Origin of the sequence: Fibrella aquatilis, from assembly GCF_017353255.1 — a bacterium.
In the GTDB taxonomy this organism is placed as follows: domain Bacteria; phylum Bacteroidota; class Bacteroidia; order Cytophagales; family Spirosomataceae; genus Fibrella; species Fibrella aquatilis.
Genome location: NZ_JAFMYU010000005.1, coordinates 259379 through 278799 on the forward strand (window position 1 = coordinate 259379; position 19421 = coordinate 278799).

Sequence of the window (19421 nt, forward strand, 5' to 3'; positions counted from 1 at the left end):
AGTCAACTTTATAGTAATCAAGCAATAAGTACAATTAAGAGTTAAACGATTGTTTGTTGTCCTAAATGTCGCAAAAAAAGAATCATGGGTTAGTTAGTCCCATCCAGGAGGCTTTTTAAGAACCTAAGAAGAGGATACAGAAAGAAATTTTCTTACGGCTTTCTCAGCTCGCGAGAGGCGGCTAGGCAATTGTTCGGTCTCCAGAATAGCAGTGCTCATAGTTGTAAGTTACGAAAATTCTCAGCCCAAACTGACAAGTTCCTTCAACTCGTCGTCGCTCAAATCGCCAAGCCAGGTTTCGCCGGTTTTCACGCTGAGGTGGTGTAAGTTAACCAAACAGTGTTTGCGCTACCTCATCTTTAGCTAAACCAAAATGACGGGCTACTTCGGAGAGGATTCCGTTGAGCGTACCAATCTTGATCGGGTCGTGATTGGGCACGGCAATATGGTGCTGGCCATTCTGTTCTGTTGTCACTTTGATGTGGCTACCATTTTGGCTAACTACTTCGTAACCGAAGCGTTTGAGCAATTTTATGAGGTCTTTACCAGAAACGTCGCGGGGCGTTTTCATGAATTAAAGCGCGAACACTTCGTCTTTGACAAAGTGCAGATGGGCCAATTTCGGCATTTCTGCGCCATTGTCGAAATAGCATTCTACGCCGCCTTTGATGTTTGCCTTCAACTCCTCGACGGTATCGCCTTCCGCGAAAATGGCTGGTCCTTCCGACTTGGCATAGTAGCCGCCTTCTTCGGCTTCGTGAACCACAAAAATGATCTCGGTCATGTCAGTTTCTATTTTCACTAAGATAGGCCAACTCGGTTAGTTCCGCAACTACCCCAAACTGACCAGCTCCTTCAGCTCATCATCGTTGAGGTCACCGAGCCAGGTTTCGCCGGTTTTCACGCTGAGGTCGGCGAGTTCTTTTTTGGAACGGATCATGGCGTCTATTTTTTCTTCCAGCGTGCCTTGGTTCATGAGACGGTACACCAGCACGTTCTTGGTTTGCCCAATGCGGAAGGCGCGGTCGGTGGCCTGATTCTCTACGGCGGGGTTCCACCAGAGGTCGAAATGGATGACATGGTTAGCCTGGGTGAGGTTGAGGCCCGTGCCGCCCGCTTTCAACGACAGAATAAACGTATGGTCGGAGCGGTTTTTCTGGAACATATCCACCATCTCGTCGCGGTCGGGGCGGGAGGTACCCCCGTGCAGAAACAACGGCTCCTGCCCGAACGCCTGCTGAATGAAGCTCTGCAATAGTTCACCCATTTCGCGGTACTGCGTGAAAATCAGCACCTTCTCGTGGCTGGCGTAGATCGTTTCGAGCAAATTGAGCAGCATCTGCACCTTGCCGGAAAGGGCCGGATTCTGATTGCCCTTCTTCAGATACTGGTGCGGGTGGTTGCCAATCTGCTTCAGCGCCGTCATCAGCTTCAGCACCAGGCCGCGCCGGGCAATGCCGTCTTTTTCTTCAATAGCCCGCATACTTTCCGACACCACGCTCTGATACAGCGCGGCCTGTTCCGACGTCAAGGCGCAGTATTGATTGTTCTCGATCTTGTCGGGCAGGTCGGTGATGATGCTCTTGTCGGTTTTGAGGCGGCGGAGCAGAAACGGACTGGTCACGCGCCGGAACAGGTCGAGTTTTTGCCCATCGCGCTCCTGCTGAATAGGCTTGCCGAACTCTTCGTTGAACTTGCTCATGCCCCCCAGGTAGCCCCGGTTCACGAAGTCCATGATGCTCCAGAACTCCGACAGTCGGTTCTCTACGGGGGTACCGCTGAGCGCAATCCGAATGCCCGATTTCAGCGTTTTCACGGCCCTTGTCTGCTCGGTATCATTGTTTTTGATGTTCTGCGCTTCGTCGATAATCAGTACCGCCCAGGTGTGTTTTTTGAACGTCTCTATGTCTGACCGTACCACGCCGTAGGTGGTCAGCAGGATGTCGTAGGCATTGCCCGAATCGGTGGCCCTCTTGCCCGATTCCGGCAGTTTGCGGTTGGGGCCGTGAAAGACGTGCGCTTTCAGGTCGGGGGCAAAGCGGGCAATTTCTTTTTGCCAGTTGGTGAGCAGCGTGGTAGGTAGTACCACCAGGCCCTTTTGCTTCAGAAAACGGCCTTCCTGCTTGAATTTGAGCAATAACGTGATTACCTGAAGCGTCTTACCCAGGCCCATGTCGTCGGCCAGGAGGCTACCCATACCCAGGGCTGTGTTCTTCACGAGCCAGTCGTAACCGCGCTGCTGGTAGGGCCGAAGCTGGGCGTTGAGGTGGTCGGGCAGGGGCTGGGCGGCGGTGTCGGTAAACTGCTTCAATAGCTCCCGCACGTCGGCCCCGATGCCTACGCGGTTGCCCTGAAACTCTTCGGCCAGGGCGGCTCGGAGCAGATCCGAGCCGGTCAGTTCGGGTGGTTTGGCGAGTTGCTTTTGCAGCCGTGCAAAATCGTTGGGGTCGATGAGTACGTACTGGTCTTTGATCTTCACCAGCCCCGTCCGGTTGTCTACCAGCGTCTGAAACTCGCTGGCACTCACAAAGTCGTCGCCGAGGGCCACCTGCCAGTCGAAGGTGAGCATATCGTCGAGTTTCATGAACGCGTTGCTGGCCGATACCTTGGCCTTCAGCCGCGCCCCCACCTGCGGACGAACCCAGTGTTGCAGCGACTTCGGCAGCAGCAGCGAAATACCTAGGAGCTGCATCCGGGGCAGGGTTTCGAGCAAAATCTTAACAAAATCGTCAGGCGCATAGCTCAGGTACGTCGGGCCATTTTTCTTTGTCAGCTTCGACAGATCCGGGAAGTGCCGCGACAGCACGAGCAGATCCTGCAAGACGGCCATCCTGATCTTGGCGTGTTTCGACTCGTCCAGAATCTCGGTCAGGGGCACGGGTGCCGCGGCGGCATCTTCGGCCTGCCGGTCGCGGATGAGCAGGCTGAGCTTAAACACATCGCCAAACTCGGAGTCCTCAACCGCCAGAATGGGCACAAACCGCTTTTGGCCCAGGAAGAAATCGTTGAGCCAGAGCTGCATGGCCAGGGGCTTTTCGCGCTTGCCGAACCCCTCGAATTTCAGGATCTCCTGCCCGAAAAACAGCCGATCGGCATCTTCCAGCGGCCAGCGTTCCCAGAGTTCCACGGTGGGCTGCCGAACAGGCTGACGGAGTAGTAAGCTGCTGAGCATCAGCACCTGTTCTGTTGGCGAAGCGGGCACCAGAATGTCTTTCTGCCAGCGAACGTTGAGCAGTTCGGGCGGTAGCTGCGTGGCTATCAGGTCTACCTGCCGCCGAACGGTTTCGTTGAGCGTGGCGGGTACCCACCTCACCCGGTACTGGTTTTCGTCGGTGCCGATGCGCAGAATTTGCGGCACGATGGCCCCCCGCCGGATCAGGGCAACGGTAAACTGACGGGTGAGGTATAGGGCGCGTACCGAGTCGCTCATGTCGGGCCAATCGGCGTCGGTGAGGTCGGCGAGCCAGCCCATCAGGTCGGCAATGGCGAAATGAGGGAGGGGCCGGGCGTCGCCATGCTCGCTGAAAATATTGATCTTCCGCAGGTCGAGCAGTTCATCCAGTTGCAGTTCCAGGCTGTCGCTTGGTTCGGGGTGGCTCACCACCACTTTGTCCTGCATGGGTTTGGCAAAGAGCTTATAGGCCTTGCCGAGGTCTTTCAGAAAGTTGCTTTTCGTAAAGGTCGTTTCGGGTTCCAGCAGGCCCAGCAGCGAGTCGGCCAGGGTGGGCAGCGTGGCAAAGTCGAGGGCGGCCCGGTCGGTATCGTTGGGTTTCCAGTCGTCTTCTTCGCCCGCCGAACCGGGCAGATCATCCGTAAGCAGACTATGCGCCGACAGGACCGTTTCCATGCCTCCGCTGCCGATGGCGTCGGTGGGGAGTTCGGCCAGGAGGTCGAGGCCTTTCAGCCCAAAAACCAGAAACGGATTCTGGTCTATCTCGTTGGCCATCAAATAGATAACTGCGGCTAGGTGCTTGCAGGGCATGGCGTAGTCGGGGCAGGAGCAACCCGCCTGCAACTCGGAAAACGACCGCGGAAAGAGCCGGATACCCCGCTTGTCGGCAAACTGAATCAAATCGGGCGGAAGCTGCCGGTTGAGCAACTGCGCCAGCAGGGCCGGGTTGTTGCGGATCTCGGTGAGGAGGGCTTTTTTCTCGTTGGCGTCGAATAGCGGCACCGTCATTTTCACCTTATAGGGCCGGGGTTTGCTGCCCTGTACCTGCGCACTGAGTTGGTTGGTGTCGATTTTCAGGGCACGAACGGCGCCCTTGTTGGCGTAGGTTTTGCCCCGTGGCAGGCGGTTGGCTTCATCGATGCGGGTGAGTGCCTGTAGCCACTGCTGCCCCCACCAGGTCTTTCCATACGTAATGCGTTCGGCCATGCGAAAATGTGTACGAATTAATTGATCAACGCAAGAAATTCCTGCAACGAGACCACCGTTACTTTAGGTAGGTCAATAGTTTTTAAAATGTCAAAATGGCCGTCATTGGTTACTAAATAATCGGCCCCTGCGGCAATAGCTACGTCAACGAATTTGTCGTCGTCATGATCCTGCTCAATAAGCTGCCACTTGAAATAAGCTTCCTGGAAGAGGGTGTTAGGCGCAATCGTCAGAATAGTTAAAACTAAATCTGTTGTCACTGATGAGTACATCAATGTCAGTTGTTCAGCGTATTCTGTCAGGATTTCATTGCTGACAACCCATGTAAATTGCTCTGCTACAAATGCTTTGTACAACGCATAGGCAGGGTTGCGCGGGGGAATCGAAGCAAGTAAGCAATTGGTGTCAATAACAACCCGCATTATTAAGATGGGCTATTGAGCATCCGCTCAAAGTCGTCATTGGTATAGCCTTTCTCCTGAATTACCCGCTCAACCTCATCGTGCAGCAAGGCCGAATAATGGGTTACCAACACCCGTCTCAACTCCAGGATTTGCTCGTCGGTCATGCCACGGTCGAACAGTCTTAGTAGGCTGATTTGCAGGGCATTCAGTCTGCCTCTAGGTGCTGCTTGCGATTCCATAACCAGATGTTGCTTCGGAGTTTAACAAAAAATGGGCAAAAGACGGTTCAACCGTTCCGTGAAAACCGCAAAGGTACGGGGTAACGCCGAAAGGGTATGAAAACGGAAAACGTCGTTAAGTACAGCTTATCCAGCACCGCTTGTTTAGGGTGTCGTCTTTGTGAGTTGTTGCATATCACCAACAACAAACGTGTGCTTACCTTTTGCAGCAATCTTTGTGATCATCTCCATCATCTGAAAAAAGCGAATGTTGGTATCATCTTTCATGAGGTCAGCCGCATTCTTCAGTGCCCGTGACGTAGCCACCACCGTGCGGGCGTTTTCGAGGTCAGCCTTGGCGCGGATCTTGGCCTCCAGTTGTCGGGCAAATAGGTCCTGAATAGCTTTCGGAAACGTTAAATCACGCAGGTCGATCTGCTCAACAACGATGCCTAAACCACGCACCGAGTTCTGAACGTCGGTTAGCTCAAAATCAACGAGTTCGGCCCGTTTTTCATTCATTACTTCGCTTTCCAATGCTGCAATCCGGTTGCGGACAGGTACCTGACAAATGGCGGCAAGCTGGGCTTCCAGATGGTGTACTGTCTGGTCAACAGTATGCTGGAAATCATGGTGAGACAGAAAAATCAGTCCGTCGGCAATATGGTAGCGGATCGTATAGGAAAAACGCAGGGCTATGTTGTCTTTCGATAGCACTTCCTGGTTCGTTATCGTAATCAGTTTACTGACCGTGGGTACGGTAACCATAAACGTACGATTACGCCAATCGCTGATCTCGTGTCGGCCGGCGGGCAAGGCCTGCTTAAATACGTTGTTACGATAAAGATACCCTGCCTGATTTGGCCTGACCTGATATGTCTTTTTCAGCGAGAATAAACTCATGGTAAGCTGGAGTTGATGATAGAAAAAGAAATGAAGGACACCCAAATCGGGGGAGTGCAACGTAAGCCCGACCAATGGCCGGGCGGTATCTGCTGCCCTGCAAACCCGAACCAGGTTAAGTGTTGCCACTTGGTCCTTCACTTCATCCAGTTGTCTTCCGACGGTACGACCAGTGTACTTGAGGAATCGAACCTCTGGAACTTGCCTCCGCAATACCCTGCTCTATGGCAAGTTCCTGTTTGAAGCAGGTGGCGGTTGGAGCCTCAACGTTCCAACATTCGGAAAAGTTTTGACGAGAGCAACTGGCAAAAACTAATAACCGCGTTCCAGATCTACTTGATTATCAGGTGTTTCGCCGCGAATAAACTGGCCGAAACTGTGAATGAACTGCGCCACTTTGCCCTCATCTTCACCGCGTTGCCCCCCGGCCGTATGCTGCGTGAGCAGGACGTTGGGCATGGCCCAAAGCGAATTGTCAGCAGGCAAAGGTTCCTGTGCCGTTACGTCCAGCGCCGCCCCGCCGAGGTGGCCATTCTGCAAAGCGGCAATCAGCGCGGCCTCGTCTACAGTGTTGCCGCGACCCACGTTGGCAAAAAAACTACCTGGTTTCATGGCTGCAATCACCTCTGCCGACACAAACCCATCGACCGAGCCGGGGAGGGTGTTGATGAGTAAATCGGTGGTGGGTAGAGCGGCTAGCAGGTCGTCCGGGCTGTGTAGATTGGCAGCGGGATTCGTACGGGCCAACAAGCTTATCTGGCACTGAAAACCACTCAGAATAGACCGCACGGCCTGCCCAATGGTGCCTGCCCCCAGGATCACTACCCGTTGTCGGTGCAGGGTGTGCATGGTGTAGCGCAACGGCACACCGATCCAGTTTTTTGCCCGCTGTTGCACAGCCAGTTCATCAAGGCGGCGGTAGAGCGCCAGTACGGCCCCTACAATGGTTTCGGCGCAGGGCCAGGCGAAAAAATCGCCCATGTTGCAAACGGGAATAGCCAGCTTTATGCCCGCATACTTATCGAAACCGGCTGAGTCTAACTGCCAGAACCTGAGGTTGCTAAGTGCTCGAACCTGCTCCGTAGGTGGGTTGCCCATGAGCACGGCCACGTCTGCCGGTGGGGCGGGCGTAGCGGCGCTGCGGAAAGTCAGGGTGTGGTCATTGCCGATTCGCTGACGGAGAACGGCCTGATTGCTTTCGTTGAGTGATGTGTAAATGAAGATCTTCATAAGAATGAAGGCGGAACGCGTCATCCGCGTCCCCCATCAACAATGGCTGTGAATTCGATTTCGATGAGGTATTCGGGGCTGATGAGTGCGCTGATCTGGTAGATGCTGGTGGTCGGTTTGATTTCGCCGAAAACAGCGCCGTGAGCTTTGGCAATTTCCTGCCAGCGCGACACGTCGGTGGTAAACATGCGGGTGCGGACTACGTCGCTCATAGACGCACCCAGACCTGCCAGCACGTTGGCAATACGGTCGAGGATATTTTTGGTTTGGGCGTAGATGTCATCGGCCTTCACGGTCTCACCATCCACGATGGCTACCGTACCCGACACTTCAATGACATTGCCAATTTTGACGGCTCGGCAGTAGCCCATTTTATCTTCCCAGGGTGAGCCGGAAAGTACGTTTTGTCTAGACATAGGGAGTTTACAGTTTACGGTCTTCTGTTGCTTCGCGTCTGCAAGCTACTACAGGTGAAGCGACAGAAGACTGTAAACTCTGTTCTATCGTCAACGAACAGTGAAACCTGCTTCACCGTGCGGCTAAGGCCATACATACCCGTCACAACCACTGGTTCACGGAGGGTAATAAGCACGTTTGGGGCCGTAAGTAGCGACGCGTTGAGCAAGCCTGGTTGTTTGGCAGGCTTTTCTGAGATTGGCGTTATAGCTATTATGCTGGTGCGGGCAATGATGACCTGCCAGCGTATGTCCAGGCGCAGGTGCAGGGCCGTTTCAGTACAGAAAGAAGGCCGTTTCCGAATGGCGTTGATGATAGCCAGAACAATCAGGCAGCTATAAAGGCTCGCCAATGTAGCCCAAAACGCTACCGTGGGCCACCAGTGCGCCAGCACAACATGCATGGCTGCGGCTTCAATCAACCCCACGCTCAGCAGCCCAGCTAGTAGGGCCACCTGTCCCGATTCACGGTGGGTAGTGATGGCCGTGGCGCCTGTCGGCAAATTGGCGGGTTTACGCCAGTTGAATAGCGCGTAGTACATCACCTGCCCTTCCGACAAGATAATGACAGCTGCGTTTTCGCCAAAAACAGTAGCGAAAGCCCCCAGTATGGCCATTTCAATGCCGTGGGTAGGACGCAGAGCACGATACGTCTGCCGGATGGTGCGTATACGTAAAACCGTCATTACCAGTAAACACCCCTCCAGTAATCCAGCCAGTATTGGCAGACTTAGCTCTGGGGTGGGCGGCGTGGTAGGTAAGATAAACAACGCCACTCGCAACATAGCCAGTGCAACCAATATTGTTCGGCTGGAGGGTAAACGCAGCGGACGGGCTACCAAGCCGTAGAAAAGCAGCGTAACCACCACCGTACAGTCGAATAAAATGCCGAAGGACAGTAGCGAGGGATGCTGGCTGAAAACGGTTGATCGGGCAAGCGCCATCTCAACGCCGATCAGGCAGGCCGTCAGTAAAGCAAAGATGGTGGTTCGATGAACGCCGGAATAGGTTATGATCATGGCCTTTTTATGACCCAATCGGGCTACCAGCTAAGATAACTAATCAGAAAGGGTAAGGAAATTCATTCCCTGACTTACAGCTACACAACGGCAAAAAAATTCCTGAACAAAAGAGGCAGATGAGCACTTTTGCCAAATGTAATCTCCAGCCATGCAGACAGCCGCTAGTCCCTCGCTTGCGCCGGGCGACACCCCACTGGGCCGGGGCATTAAACTCATCGGGATTGGTAAGTATGGTAGTAAGCCCCTACCGCCTGATTTGCTGGAAGAATGCCGCGCTGTGTTGCTATCCGGCAATGGTGACTTACTTCAAGTTGGGGCCTTCATTGGGGCACTGCTAACCAAAGGCCCTACCGAGGCCGAACGTACGCTGGAGACTTGCTTTGGCCGCGACGCTTTTTCGCACCCCACGTTTCTGGTCAATAAACTCTGCCCTACCCTGCCGCTTATGTTGATGCCCGTTGCCACCAAACTCATCCGGGGGCATCATTTGCAAATCAGCGAGGCCCGGCAACTGGGCGACTACCTCTTTGGCGAACAGAACCGCGAAACCGACTGCGACACGTTTCGGGGGCTGGCGGTGAGCATCATGCGCGTACGGCACGAATCGAACGACGAATATCAGGGGCTGTATCAGGCGGCGATGGCTACGCTGGCACCTGGTTTTCAGAAAGTACCGCCCGTGGCTGACCAACCCATCGTGCAACTAGCCGAACCGTTTGACGGGGTTGACCATTCGTACCTGATTACCCCGTTGCTGGCCCATTTTTTTCAGCAACGAAACTACCAGCCGCTGGCGATGGTGGGGCGCACACCGGGACCAAAACAAACCCTCAACGCCTACGATCTATACATGCACCTGGGCTGTTCGTTTCTGCAAAGCGGGCATGAATTGACCGAACCGCTCACGCCCTACGGTTGGGTACTGGACCAAAAAGCCCTTTCGCCCGCGCTGGATAGGTGGGTAGACCGGCGGCGGGTGCTGCTAAAACGCCCATTCTTGTCGACGCTGGAAAAAGTGCTCAACCCGGCCCGCGCCCAGATTCTGGTGACGTCGGTATTTCATATTACCTACCAGATGAAAATGGCTGAACTGGCGCTGATGGCGGGTTTCGACGGGGCCATCGTGTTGAAACGGGGGCTGGAAGGGTCATTGGCACCAGCTACTTCGCGGGCCACGGGGGTGCTCTGTGCCGTGCGCACCAAAACCAACCACCTGGCGTTCCAAAATTTCGACGCCGACCGACCTTATTTCGCCCAGTTCCATACCGCTACCGATGCCGAGGTAGTGCAGCCACAGGCCGGTGACAACGCCCGGTTAGTACGTAAGTATCTGTCTGAAAGCCAGACCAATGACGCTGAGTTTGACAATCGGGTTTACTTTGCTCAAGCTCTATACGGCCGCGGCCTCGATTGGATCGAGGAGCAAATAAAGAAATGAGTGACGGTCCGACGCATCGGTGAGCGATTGAGTGAATGTGCGAAGCGCTCCAGGCTATTCGCTCACCGATGCGTCGGACCGTCACTCATTTCTTAATAAGTATCCGCTGGCCGATTTCAATCGTGTAGTTGCTGAGGTTGTTCCAGCGCATTACGTCAGGTACGCTCACTTTATTGATGAGGGCTACGCGGTAAACAGTCTGGCCTGCCTGCACGATATGGTAGTAGGAGTTGCCATTGACTTTTGGCGTTTCAACCCTGGCTTCATTGACCAGCCGCTGGCCAGCCGTTGGTTTGCTGGTGGTTGTGGGGCGAACGGGAGTACTTTTGGCCAACACCCCAGCTGAGGCTGTCGAGGCTGAAGCGGGTGTCGGCATAACGGGCCGTTTGTCTACATCCACAACCGACTCAGCATATTCGCGGCTTTTTGGGGCGGGGCTTGTTGGGGTAGTTGGCCGACGGGCTGAGCCGACCGGCGGAGACACCGGCGTTCCTGCCACCCGCGGTGGAGTAGTAGTGCTGGCGCTGGTAGCGGGGGTGGATATAGCCGCGGGTTCAGCGCCCACCACCAGTTGCTGGCCCACCACCAGCGGTTTACTGAGTTGCCAGTTATTGAGTTTCAATAACTCAGGTACGGTAAGCCGGTACCGTTGCGCAATAATCGTGAAGGTGTCGCCGGGGCGTACCTCGTGCAAAAATGTGCCCTTCACCGGCTCGGTTTCTTCTACCGACAGCACCGTAGACACAGGCTGAGGGGCTGCAGCAGCGTACTTCAGTGAATCGGGACGGGCCAACGCTACGGTTGAATGTGAGTCAGGCATGTCGATCTGGGTTTCGTCGTCCTCACGGCTGAGGCCCCGCTGGGCTACGCTGGGTTCTGGTTCGGGCAACAGATCGGGCATTTTGCGGTATTCAATGGGCTGACTGGACGGCCGCTTCTTTTGCATCCACAGAATCCGCCCCGACTGTACGCGCTGGTTGGGTTCCATGTTGTTGAAATGCAACAGGTTTTGCAGCCGCACCCCGTAGACCGACGACACGTCGCGCATGGACTGGCCATATTGGACCACGTGGAAGGGTATTTTGGCTTTTTTTGCTTTGCGCTCCAGGTAGTAAATCTCGCCGGGCCGCACGGGATCACGCTCATTCAGGTCGTTATAATCCAGAAATGATTTAACCGAAATATTGCCGTAATAAGCCAGTGTGACGGCATTGTCGCAGGGTTGAGCCTGAATACCACGCAGTTCATTGATCTCATAAAACTGGGCCGACACCCGGGTGAGGGCGTCGCGTGAGGTGGTAGCGGGCAGCTTTTTCAGAATAGGGAAACCCATGTCGGTCCGTTGCACAGCCTGCCCCGATTGCCCTAGTTGGTTAGCTTGTACCAGGCCGTTGAGTTGACTCTTAACGCCCAAAAACTCACCGGGCGTAAGCCGAACCAGCACCGGATAGGCCTTGTCGAGGGGAATAACGCGGCCCCGCAACCATTCGTTAAACGGCACAAACCGGCTTTGGTCAACGCCCAGTTCGCGGCCAATAGTAGACAGCGATTTGCCCCGGCTTTGGCGGTAATCGTAGAGCAAATAAGGCTCAATGGGCCGCACCAGCGGCGATTCACGCTCAAAAACGAGCTTACGGGCAATGGTGCCCCAAACGACCGCTGGCGCGTCGAGCGGGAGGGTATACTGAGTTGGCGAGACGGTGGCGGCATTGGCGGCAGCGCGGTAGCCAACGTACTGAAGCAACACGAGCATCCAGTTTGGTTGGGCAGCATGAAGCTGGGCTATTTCGGCCAGGGCGGCCTCTGACGTTGACGCCACGTTAAGCCGCTCATCAATCTGGTCATCTACGCGCAGGTTGAGGGCCTTGGCTTTGGTGGCGTTATCTACCTGCCAATACCCGCCACCGGGTTGGGTGAGGGGCAGACATAGATACCGGAAATCGTTGGGGACGTCATGCTCTTCCAGCAGCGGTTCCAGCACTGACTGCACATAGCGCATCTGCTCGAGCGAATTGCGCAGGGCTGTGCGGTCGGCGTAAAGACGGGCTACTTCCTGTTGTAAGCGTTGCTGCCCTGGCGTTGTTAAAACCACCGATATACCAGCAAATTCAAGTTCTGGTCCAATGACCGGAACCCCCTGAGCAATACCGTAAGCAGGCATAAGCCAGATGAAGAAGCAAACAATCTGGCAACAACGAATTGTAGACACGGGCAATGCTGATGAATAAGGTGGCTGACGTAAGTATGGCTCATCAACCGACGTTTAAAGGTAAGCACTAAACAAGAATCACAAAGCCCACTGGCGCCTAAGGCGACAAGCGGGAAATATTTTGTTAGTAAACGGGGGGTTACTCCCCCGTTTACTAGTTATATAGTTTAGAGGGCAACGTGGTGTTTCTGTCATCCAAAGCCCTGCATTCTCCGTAATTTTTAGCAAATCCTTTGCTGAATGGCTTATTCTTGCAGCCTTGCAGCCATTTAGCATCATTCTGCAACCGCCCGCTATCTATGTACCTCGACGCAAATCAGCCTCTTGAACTGCAAACCTACCTAATCAATAAAGGCTGGATTAGCCCTGATGAAACGCTGCTTTCGCTGACTAAACCCGGCGAAGGCAATATGAACTATACGCTTCGTGTGCAAACCAACGCCCGCTCGTTGATTGTCAAGCAGGCCCGGCCCTACGTTGAAAAATACCCAACCATTGCCGCTCCCGTTGAACGGGCTGTCATAGAAGGGCAGTTCTACCAGCGTGTGGGCTGTAACCCCATACTGACAGGCGCAATGCCCCAACTGCTGGGAGCCGACATCGACGAGTCGCTGCTGGTACTGGAGGACCTGGGCGAATCGAGCGATTTTACGCACCTCTACCAGGGTAGTACCAACGGACCCAACCATACGCTCAGCCTGGACGAGTTGCGGCAACTAGTGGCGTTTATTTCTCTGTTACACAATCAGTTCCGCGTGGCTCAACCCGACCCGGCCTTTGCTAATCAGGCCATGCGAACCCTCAACGCCGAACATATTTTCAACTACCCTTTTCTAGCCGATAATGGCTTCGATCTGGATACTGTTCAGGCCGGTTTGCAGGCATTGGCTATGCCTTGCAAACAAGACGATGCACTGAAAAAGGCCATTGCTACGCTGGCTGAGCAGTATACGAGCAATAACCGTGCTGAATTCTACTCACTGTTGCATGGCGATTATTATCCGGGTAGCTGGCTACATACAAAGGCAGGTACGCGCATTATAGACCCTGAATTTTGTTTCTACGGCCCGCCCGAATTTGACCTGGGCGTGATGCTGGCACACCTGCACATGGCCCGGCAGCCCATGGCCGTGCTGGAGCAGGTGTTGCACCTGTATGACCGCCCCGATGGGTTCAATGACACCCTGCTGCATCAGTTTACGGGTGTCGAAATCATGCGCCGGCTGATTGGCCTGGCGCAGTTGCCGCTGAGTCTGTCGCTGGCTGAAAAAAAAGTACTACTGGCCAAAGCGGCCCAGCTGATTCATACGGCCTAAGGCCATTGTTTATATCTGTCAACGAATGAAATACGTCCTTCTTTCTTTACTTCTGCCGCTGCTGAGCGTTGCACAAACGGCTCCATCAGCCCCCAAACACATCTGGCTCGACACCGACATTATGGTGGGGCTGCCCGACAGACAGGGCGCCCGCGAAGTAGACGATGCCATTGCGCTCATGATGGCTCTGCGCCATAGCGACAAAGTGCAACTAGTGGGTATCAGCACAGTGACCTACGTAAACTATGGCCACAGTATAACCCAGAAACTGCTGGGCTACTACAACAAAACGGGCCGTGTTATTCCCGTTTTTCGGGGGTCAGATACCCTCCGAGACGCTGGCCGCGAAACCGATGCCAGCCGTGCTATGGCCGAAGCCCTGCGCCGCGAACGGATGCCCATTTTGGCCATTGGCCCCCTTACCAACGTAGCCACGGTACTCAAAAACCACCCCGAACTGGCCAAACAGATTGAGGTTGTGGTAGTGTGTGCGGGGCGTACGCCGGGCCTGCCGTTTCGGCCCGGACTGGAGAAAATAACCGTGGGCGACTACAATTTCGAGATGGACCCCGATGCATTTCGTATTCTCTTCGATTCGGGCGTAAAAGTGGTGCTGTCAGGTTATGAATGCAGCGTTTACACATTTTTGGGCCGTACTGACCTTGATTTTCTGGCACGTGGTTCTGAGGGCGATCAGTGGCTGAGCAAGACCCTGCGCCCGTGGCAGTTGCTCAACAAAGCGGCCTTTGGCGTAGACGGATTTGTACCTTGGGACACCACACCGCTGGGTTACCTCACTCATCCCAACTACTTCAAGTACTACGAAAACATACCCGTGCGCATTAACACCCGCCGGGCCGATACGGGCGGCAACGGCCAGAAACCCTATCTCGAAGTGTCATATGACTACAAAGACACCCCCTGGCGGGCTACCTATGCCTATAAGACATTACCCGGCTTCGAAGAAATTGTGTTAGAAAGTCTGAAATAAGTTATTGGTCACTAGCCCTGCGGGCGTCATTAGCCTTCGGCGTCATTCGGTAGTCATTCGTCGTAAAGGCAATGAATTACTGCCGAATGACGCCGAAGGCTAATGACGCCCGCAGGGCTAATAACCAATAACCTCTCACACCCAAAGGCCCCGGCCTTTGTAGTACTCATCGCCGATAGCTTCAATGTCGGCAATGGAATAGGTAAGCCAGCCACGGGCTTTCAATTTCCGCAGGCGCTGCTTCTCGAACCACGACAGATCACCGTCGATAAGGACGCCGAAAACAACCAGCCGCTCCAGCGGACGGCGCAATTCCGGCGACGTCTTTTCGAGCATGGTCAGAAAGTTGCCGGTTGGCTTAACTGACTGAATACCAAAGCGATTTATCAGGCTTTCGGTGAGCAGCAGGTGGGCGTAATTGTATTGCCGTTTCAGGATAGCTACGTATTGAAGGGCTTCGGGAATAAGGCTCCGAAACTCTTCATTGTGCTTCCATTCGTCGTGCAGGTTCTCGACAAACTCGCGGACGGTAAGCGGGGCCATCACTCTGATTTTAGCTTCGTGGATAACCCGATGCGATGCCCAGATATTCCAGAATGCATAGACGGGCATGCTCACAAAGTCGGTCACCTGCCGCACTACAAAGCGGCCAAACAGGCGTTTCACCAGAAACTTAAGCACCATGTTGCTTAGCGCTGCTTTTAGCCGGTTAACGATGAAGAAGAACATCAGGCCCCAGCGTGGCAGACCCAGGTAGGGATCGATGCTGTAGCGCAGAATAGACTGATTTTCTTTTTCCTGGGCGGCGTCGGCCAGTGCCTGAAGGTGCCGTTCATATTGGGCATCATGTTGCCGGGGAAACTGACAGACGGCCATGATATAGCGCACCGCCCGAAGGTTAATGTAGAGTAGGGCGTAGATCTCCAGATATACCAGTAAAATGCCATACAGCACCGTAACAAGGGGAGCCTCCACCTCATAGCTGAACAGCGACAGCACCGTGCCCTGGAAGAAGGCAGGCCAGAAATATTGTGGCATGTAAAGCAGAGCCACGCCCAGCACACCAAAAAGGCCCGCCATGCTTAATGTTTCCCACCTGATTTTGTGGATTACATAGGTTTCTACCTCGTTCAGTACATACGGCTCGTCGGTCGGGTGGTTCGCGTCGAGTGCCCGCCGAAGGTACCGCAACGCCAGTTGGTCAATTGGACCGGGCGTGTTTTCGGGGGGCTGTGTTGACATACTGATGACGTGCATGGTGGATGGTCTGTAAAGCACATAACACGGAAAAGGCCGGGCGTGTTTATGACCCACAATCCCGACTACGTAAGCGTATACTTACAAAAAGGTATGCTATTTCCTAGGTTTTTGCCTACGAACTAGTATGCTGTTTGCCAATACATATCGTACCTTAACTAACCCCGATGCATACTCTATTCATCCCTGTTGCATAGTCTGCAAGCGCCAGTAGTAGCCGCCTTCTTTGGCCAGCAGCGACTGGTGAGTGCCGCGTTCGGCAATCTGGCCTTTGTGGATTACCAGAATCTCATCGGCATGCTGAATGGTGCTGAGGCGGTGGGCAATCACTAGCGTGGTACGGTTGGCCATCAGGCGCGTGAGAGCCTCCTGCACCAACTTCTCCGACTCGGTATCCAGCGCCGAGGTGGCTTCGTCGAGGATCAGGATGGGCGGGTTGCGCAACACCGCGCGGGCAATGCTGATGCGCTGCCGCTGCCCGCCAGAGAGCTTGCTGCCCCGGTCGCCGATGGCCGTTTGGTAGCCGTTGGGCATAGCGCTGATAAACTCGTGGGCATTTGCAATGCGGGCAGCTTGTTCCACCTCGACGGGGGTGGCGGCGCTGCCAAAAGCGATGTTGTTGAACACCGTGTCGTTAAACAGAATGCTTTCCTGCGTCACCAGGCCCATGAGGTTGCGCAACGAGGCCGTTTGGCAGTCGCGGAGGTCGTGGCCGTCAATACTCACCTTGCCCGACGTGGGGTCGTAGAAGCGCGGCACCAGATCGGCCAGGGTCGATTTGCCCCCGCCCGACGACCCCACCAGGGCAATGGTCTTGCCTTTGTTGAGCGTAAAGCTCACGTTGTTCAGCACCGGCGTACCCGATTCGTAGGCGAACGACACCCGCCCAAACGAAATAGCGTCTTTGAAATCGGTCAGTTGGATGGCGCCGGGTTTGTCGGTTACGGCGGGTGCGGTATCAATCAGGTCCAGCACCCGTTTGCCCGACACCAGCCCCCGTTGCGAGGCGCTAAAGGCGTTAGAGATGTCTTTGGCGGGCCGCGTCACCTGCGAAAAAATGGCTAGGTAGGCCACAAACTCACCCGCCGTCAGCGGCGACTGCCCCGACAACACCAACGACCCGCCATAGAGCAGAATGCCCGCCAGTACCGTCACGCCCATAAATTCGGAAAACGGCGAGGCCAGTTCGCGGCGATTGGCCAGTGACTGTACGGCCTGCCGGTAGCCGTTGTTTTCAGTCTGGAACTTGCTCAGCACAAACCCTTCGGCGTTGAAACCCTTCACCACGCGCATGCCGCCGAAGGTTTCGTCAAGCACCGTGAGCAGGCCACTGAGGCGTTGTTGGCCTTGGGTGGCGTCGCGTTTCATGCGCCGCACCAGGGTGGCAATGATCACGCCCGACACTGGGATCACCAGAAACGCCACCAGCGTGAGTTGGGTGGAAATGCTGAACAGCACCACCAGAAAACTGATGAGCGTAAACAGTTCTTTTGAGGCCGCCGAGAGCGTGTTGGCAATGGAATTTTCGACCTCCTGCACGTCGGTGGTGATGTGCGAAATAAGATTGCCTTTGCGCTGATCGGAGAAGTAGCCGAGGTGCAGACCGAGTACCCGTGCAAAGACCGTTTCGCGCAGGGTGGCTACCATACGCGCCTTGAATGACTCCAACTGCCTGACCGACAGGTACTTGAAAATATTGCTGCTCAGCACCGAAACGACCACGGCTGCACAAACGAACTTCAGCGTACCCATTTGGCCGTAAGCCCGAAAGAAATAGGCGAAGTAGTAATTGAACCAGGCTGTAACGTCATACCAGTGAGCAGGCATAGGCTTACTCAGCATAGCCTGTACTTTGGTGGTGTTGGTCTGTTCAAAGAGCACGTTGAGCAGAGGAATCAACAGCGTAAAATTGATCGTGGCAAACACCGCCGCCAGCAGCGACGTGAGTACATACGGCACCAAAAACCGCCCCAGCGGCTTACCAAACGAAAGAAGGCGGAAGTAGGTGTTCATAAAAGGGAGTGGTAAGTGTTGAGCACTCAACACTTACCACTAAAATTAGATGTCTCCCAGCTGTGGGCGGATGAGGATTTCTTCGACAACGGCGGTGGGGGGGAGGGTGCAGGCAGCCCAGACGGTTTCGGCCACATCGTTGGTTTGCATGAAGCGGCTGGTGGGCAGGTCGGTGCCTTCCCAACTGGCGGTGAGCGTGGCACCGGGCAGCACGGCTGTCACGCGCACGTCGTGGGGTTTCAGTTCTTCACGCAACACCTTGCTCATGCCCAGTAGGGCGAATTTAGAGATGCAGTACGAGCCGCCGTTGGTGTATGCCGTAATGCTGGCCGTAGAGCACATCATCACGATATGCCCCGCCCGCCGGGCAATCATGGCACCTACAAGGCCGCGCGTAAGATGGTAGGCAGAGGCTACGTTGGTGTTCATCAGCGTCTCAAACGTGCCCTCGGCTTCGTTGCTGATTTGCCCCGGCTGAAACGTACCCGTGTTGTTTACCAGCACGTCGACGGGGCGGTTCAGGCTCTTGACGTACCCTACCAGTGCATTGACGCCTTCGCGGGTGCTGAGGTCGGCGGCAAAGGGGAGCATCCGTTCACCCGAAATACCATCTACAGAGCGGGCACAGACTACGGCATCATAACCACGTTGCGAAAAAAAGTCGGCAATGGCGCGGCCAATACCTTTCGACCCGCCGGTAACCACAATCAGCTTATTCATGGGGCAAAGTTCGGCCATTCGGCTATCAAACGGAAGCCGCCCCCGAAACCATTCGCCGGGCCGGGCCGTTCTTTCTGCTAGTGCCACTATAGATGACCGTTGCGGTCGGGCACCCCACTTCTCCCCTTACTATGGTTACCCTTGGTCGGTATTTTATTTTCCTGGGCACGCTGGTCCGCAACCGCGAACGCCTCAAAGTATATCTACGCCTGATCCTTGACGAATGCGTCGATATCGGTGTCAACTCGGTCTTCATCGTCGCCATCGTTGCGTCGTTTATCGGGGCTGTTACCTGCGTACAAACGGCTTACAACCTCGACAACCCCTTTGTGCCGCGCAACATCATTGCCTTTATTGTACGTGACAGCACCATCTTGGAATTCGCGCCCACCATCAGCAGCATTGTGCTGGCGGGTAAGGTTGGCTCTAGCATTGCGGGTCAGCTGGGCACCATGCGCGTGACTGAGCAGATCGACGCGCTGGAAGTAATGGGCATCAATTCAAGCTCGTATCTGGTGTTGCCTAAAGTAATCGGGGCCATGCTCATGTTTCCCTTACTGACCATCATGGCGGCCTTTTTGGGCATTCTGGGTGGCTATCTGGCGGGGGTTATCGTGGGTGTTATTTCGCACGAAGATTTCATGACCGGCCTGCGCTTTAGCTACAACCCGTTCGGCATCAAGTTTGCATTGATAAAAACAGAGGTGTTCGCCTTCTTAATTGCTACCATTTCGGCTTATCAGGGCTTCAATGTAAGTGGCGGCGCTTTGGAAGTCGGTAACGCCTCGACCAACGCCGTTACAGCCAGTTGTATCTCCATCATCGTCGCCGACTTCGTACTGACTCAATTGTTATTGGCATAGAAAC

Annotated in this window: 17 protein-coding genes; 4 read left to right on the forward strand and 13 right to left on the reverse strand. The window is 54.7% G+C overall.

All coding sequences use genetic code 11. The features are described from left to right. Positions 1-328: 328 nt before the first annotated feature. The 9 genes from J2I48_RS08850 to J2I48_RS08890 all read right to left on the reverse strand — a co-directional run bounded on the left by J2I48_RS08850 (position 329) and on the right by J2I48_RS08890 (position 8607). The gene (locus tag J2I48_RS08850) at positions 329-571 is read right to left on the reverse strand and encodes a type II toxin-antitoxin system HicA family toxin (RefSeq protein WP_207335053.1); all 243 of its coding nucleotides are present in this window, start codon (positions 569-571) and stop codon (positions 329-331) included. A 3-nt stretch (positions 572-574) separates the two neighbouring features. Next, entirely contained in the window at positions 575-784 is a 210-nt protein-coding gene (locus tag J2I48_RS08855; RefSeq protein ID WP_207335054.1) for a type II toxin-antitoxin system HicB family antitoxin, read from the reverse strand. Between the two features lie 48 nt (positions 785-832). Further along, on the reverse strand, positions 833-4378 hold the full coding sequence (locus J2I48_RS08860; protein ID WP_207335055.1) for a DEAD/DEAH box helicase: 3546 nt from the start codon (positions 4376-4378) through the stop codon (positions 833-835). A 17-nt stretch (positions 4379-4395) separates the two neighbouring features. After that, positions 4396-4800: a putative toxin-antitoxin system toxin component, PIN family gene (locus J2I48_RS08865; protein WP_207335056.1), complete on the reverse strand. Its 405-nt coding sequence runs from the start codon at positions 4798-4800 to the stop codon at positions 4396-4398. Between the two features lie 2 nt (positions 4801-4802). After that, positions 4803-5021, reverse strand: coding sequence for a DUF8507 family protein (locus J2I48_RS08870; protein WP_207335057.1), 219 nt, complete (start codon positions 5019-5021; stop codon positions 4803-4805). Between the two features lie 144 nt (positions 5022-5165). Beyond that, positions 5166-5903, reverse strand: coding sequence for a slipin family protein (locus J2I48_RS08875; RefSeq protein WP_207335058.1), 738 nt, complete (start codon positions 5901-5903; stop codon positions 5166-5168). Positions 5904-6215: 312 nt separating this feature from the next. After that, complete coding sequence (locus J2I48_RS08880) at positions 6216-7133, reverse strand: D-2-hydroxyacid dehydrogenase (RefSeq protein WP_207335059.1); 918 nt, start codon at positions 7131-7133, stop codon at positions 6216-6218. Positions 7134-7153: 20 nt separating this feature from the next. Next, a complete protein-coding gene (locus tag J2I48_RS08885) occupies positions 7154-7549 on the reverse strand; it encodes a RidA family protein (RefSeq protein ID WP_207335060.1) in 396 nt (131 codons plus the stop codon). 14 nt (positions 7550-7563) lie between these two features. Beyond that, the gene (locus tag J2I48_RS08890; protein ID WP_207335061.1) at positions 7564-8607 is read right to left on the reverse strand and encodes a hypothetical protein; all 1044 of its coding nucleotides are present in this window, start codon (positions 8605-8607) and stop codon (positions 7564-7566) included. 151 nt (positions 8608-8758) lie between these two features. On the opposite strand from J2I48_RS08890, the gene J2I48_RS08895 reads away from it, so the two are divergent. Continuing rightward, on the forward strand, positions 8759-10048 hold the full coding sequence (locus J2I48_RS08895; RefSeq protein WP_207335062.1) for an anthranilate phosphoribosyltransferase: 1290 nt from the start codon (positions 8759-8761) through the stop codon (positions 10046-10048). 85 nt (positions 10049-10133) lie between these two features. On the opposite strand, the gene J2I48_RS08900 is transcribed toward J2I48_RS08895, so the two are convergent. Next, on the reverse strand, positions 10134-12209 hold the full coding sequence (locus J2I48_RS08900) for a LysM peptidoglycan-binding domain-containing protein (protein ID WP_207335063.1): 2076 nt from the start codon (positions 12207-12209) through the stop codon (positions 10134-10136). Between the two features lie 347 nt (positions 12210-12556). Between J2I48_RS08900 and J2I48_RS08905 the strand changes: the two genes are divergently transcribed. Next, on the forward strand, positions 12557-13573 hold the full coding sequence (locus J2I48_RS08905; protein ID WP_207335064.1) for a phosphotransferase: 1017 nt from the start codon (positions 12557-12559) through the stop codon (positions 13571-13573). Positions 13574-13598: 25 nt separating this feature from the next. Next, positions 13599-14564 (forward strand): nucleoside hydrolase, encoded by a 966-nt coding sequence (locus J2I48_RS08910; protein ID WP_207335065.1) that lies wholly within the window; start codon positions 13599-13601, stop codon positions 14562-14564. Between the two features lie 135 nt (positions 14565-14699). Here the strand turns inward: J2I48_RS08910 and J2I48_RS08915 are convergent, their stop codons facing one another. The 3 genes from J2I48_RS08915 to J2I48_RS08925 form a co-directional block, all read right to left on the reverse strand. Then, positions 14700-15806, reverse strand: coding sequence for an LBF_2804 family protein (locus J2I48_RS08915; protein WP_229375975.1), 1107 nt, complete (start codon positions 15804-15806; stop codon positions 14700-14702). 195 nt (positions 15807-16001) lie between these two features. Beyond that, positions 16002-17834, reverse strand: coding sequence for an ABC transporter ATP-binding protein (locus tag J2I48_RS08920; RefSeq protein WP_207335067.1), 1833 nt, complete (start codon positions 17832-17834; stop codon positions 16002-16004). A gap of 45 nt (positions 17835-17879) precedes the next feature. Next, positions 17880-18554: an SDR family oxidoreductase gene (locus J2I48_RS08925; RefSeq protein WP_207335145.1), complete on the reverse strand. Its 675-nt coding sequence runs from the start codon at positions 18552-18554 to the stop codon at positions 17880-17882. A 131-nt stretch (positions 18555-18685) separates the two neighbouring features. Between J2I48_RS08925 and J2I48_RS08930 the strand changes: the two genes are divergently transcribed. Further along, positions 18686-19417: an MlaE family ABC transporter permease gene (locus tag J2I48_RS08930; RefSeq protein ID WP_207335068.1), complete on the forward strand. Its 732-nt coding sequence runs from the start codon at positions 18686-18688 to the stop codon at positions 19415-19417. The last annotated feature ends 4 nt before the right edge of the window (positions 19418-19421 follow it).